Source organism: Rhizobacter sp. P3_B12, assembly GCF_056402895.1.
In genome coordinates this window covers 1-2,442 of the sequence record NZ_JBFUGN010000927.1, presented here as the reverse complement: position 1 = coordinate 2,442, position 2,442 = coordinate 1, and the positions used below count along the sequence as shown (strand labels likewise).

General features: G+C 67.8%; 4 protein-coding genes. All 4 read left to right on the top strand.

Annotated features, from left to right (window positions below; all coding sequences use genetic code 11):
* Positions 1-718: DNA polymerase III subunit delta' (locus AC1D01_RS30195; RefSeq protein ID WP_477873003.1), on the top strand; the 718-nt coding region annotated here is incomplete at its 5' end.
* Positions 715-1,101 carry a PilZ domain-containing protein gene (locus AC1D01_RS30190; RefSeq protein ID WP_477873001.1) on the top strand — a complete coding sequence of 129 codons (387 nt, stop codon included), beginning with the start codon at positions 715-717 and terminating at the stop codon, positions 1,099-1,101. The genes AC1D01_RS30195 and AC1D01_RS30190, both read left to right, overlap by 4 nt.
* A gap of 34 nt (positions 1,102-1,135) precedes the next feature.
* The gene (locus AC1D01_RS30185; protein ID WP_477872999.1) at positions 1,136-1,927 is read left to right on the top strand and encodes a TatD family hydrolase; all 792 of its coding nucleotides are present in this window, start codon (positions 1,136-1,138) and stop codon (positions 1,925-1,927) included.
* Between the two features lie 245 nt (positions 1,928-2,172).
* Complete coding sequence (locus AC1D01_RS30180) at positions 2,173-2,394, top strand: hypothetical protein (protein ID WP_477872997.1); 222 nt, start codon at positions 2,173-2,175, stop codon at positions 2,392-2,394.
* Positions 2,395-2,442 lie beyond the last annotated feature (48 nt).

Sequence of the window (2,442 nt, the reverse complement as noted above, 5' to 3'; positions counted from 1 at the left end):
GCCGAGCAAGGAGCTGAAGGTCGAGGCGATCCGCGGTGCGGTCAATTTCGCGCAGACCACCTCGGCGCGCGGGCGTGCCAAGGTGGTGCTGCTGCACCCGGCGGAGCGCATGAACGGCATCTCGGCCAACACGCTGCTGAAGACGCTGGAAGAGCCGCCCGGGCAGGCGCRCTTCATCCTCAGCAGCGGCTCGCCCGATGCGTTGCTGCCGACCATCCGCAGCCGCTGCCAGGCGCTGCCGCTGGCGCTGCCGCCCACCGAGCTGGCCACCCGCTGGCTCGCCGAGCACAAGGTGGCGCAACCCGAGGTGCTGCTCGCCGCGGCCGGCGGCCAGCCGCTGCAGGCGCTCGAATGGGCGCAGGACGGCGTCGATGCGGTGGCGTGGCTGCGCCTGCCGAAGCAGCTCGCCGCCGGCGATGCGGGCCAGCTCGGCGCGTGGCCGCTGCCGCGGCTGCTGGAGGCGATGCACAAGCTCTGCCATGACGCGCTGTGCCTGGCCTGCGGCGCGCCGCCGCGCTACTTTCCGCCGGCCTCGCTGCCCGCCGCGATGCCGCTGTACGGCCTGACGCGCTGGGCGTCGGCGCTGTCCACCGCGAGCCGGCACGGCGAGCACCCGTGGAATCAGCCGGTGATGGTGGAATCCTTGGTGCAACAGGCGCGCGAGGCACTCGCTCCGGCGCGCCATGTCAAGGGTCCTTCGGTACACTCGGCCCGATGAGCGATTCCTCTGCCACTCCTTCCCGCGCAGTTGCACCCGCCGCCTCGCGGCCGAGCGTCATCCAGCTGGTCTTTCGCGAAAAGGGCGCGCTGTACGCCGCCTTCATCCCGCTGTTCAGCGAGGGCGGGCTGTTCGTGCCGACCACGCGCGAGTACAAGCTCGGCGAGGACATCTACCTGCTGCTGTCGCTGCCGGACGATCCGCAGCGCTACCCGGTTGCCGGCAAGGTGTCGTGGATCACGCCGGCCAATGCCTCGGGCGGCCGCACCCAGGGCGTCGGCGTGCGGTTCCCGACCGACGAGAAGACCCGCGTGCTGAAGCTGAAGATCGAAGAAATCCTCGGCACCTCCATCCAATCCGCCAAGCCRACGCAGACGATCTGATCCCGTCTGCCGCGCCGCGCGCTGCATCGCTTCCATGTTCGTCGACTCCCACTGCCACCTGAGCTTTCCCGAGCTGCGCGCTCGCCTGGACGAGATCCGCGCCGAGATGGCCGCCGCGCAGGTCGACCGCGCGCTGTGCATCTGCACGACCCTCGAGGAGTTCGACGGCGTGCAGGCGCTGGCGGCGGAGCACGACAATTTCTGGGCCTCGGTCGGCGTGCACCCCGACAACGAGGACGTGCTGGAGCCGAGCGTCGAGACGCTGGTGGCGCTGAGCCGGCGCGACAAGGTGGTCGCGATCGGCGAGACCGGCCTCGACTACTACCGACTCAACGGCCGCAGCATCGCCGACATGGAGTGGCAGCGCGAGCGCTTCCGGGTGCACATCCGCGCCGGGCTCGAGCGCGACCTGCCGCTCGTGATCCACACCCGCAGCGCGTCGGACGACACCGTCGCGCTGCTGAAGGAGCAGGGCGCCGGCCGCTCGCGCGGCGTGTTCCATTGCTTCACCGAGACGATGGCCGTGGCGCGCGATGCGCTCGACCTCGGCTTCCTGATCTCGTTCTCCGGCATCCTGACCTTCAAGAGCGCCGTCGAGCTGAAGGAGGTGGCGCGCTACGTGCCGCTGGACCGCTGCCTGATCGAGACCGACAGCCCGTACCTGGCGCCCGTGCCGTACCGCGGCAAGACCAACACGCCGGCGTACGTGCCTTACGTCGCGAAGCAGATCGCCGAGCTGAAGGGCTGTACCGTCGAGGAGGTCGCGGCGCAGACCAGCCGGAATTTCGAAGCGCTGTTCCGTTTGCCCGAACCTGCCGGAATGTAAGCAATCGGATCTCAAGAATTGCTTTAGGTAACCCATTCAATTCATTGATCTGCAACGACAAATATGATTTCATACGGAACTGGATCACCGGCTTCCGCATGCCATCCCCGACAGCCCAGCGACAGCCCGCCGACAGACTTGTCAGGGTTCTTCTGACCCCTCGTTTGGAGCGGTACCGACTACGAGGAAGAGGATGCGGCGCCTACAGTGACTCCATCGACACACCCGTTCACTGGAGCGTCACCATGCAGAGCACCGACAGCACCGAGATCGTTGGCAACCCCTTCGTTCTCATGATGAATCCGGCCGAAGTGTTCCAGGCGATGGAGCGCTCCGAGCGCCTGGACCGCCTGCAGCGCCGCATCTGCCGCCCGCTGGACAAGCCGCTGATCCCGCGCGTCGAATCCGACATCAACGCCTACGATCACCTGATCGACGCCGAGCCGGAAAGCGACTCGGCCGACTGATTTCTTCGGGGTCCGGATTCGTCAGGCCGGCACCGCCTGACGTAGCAT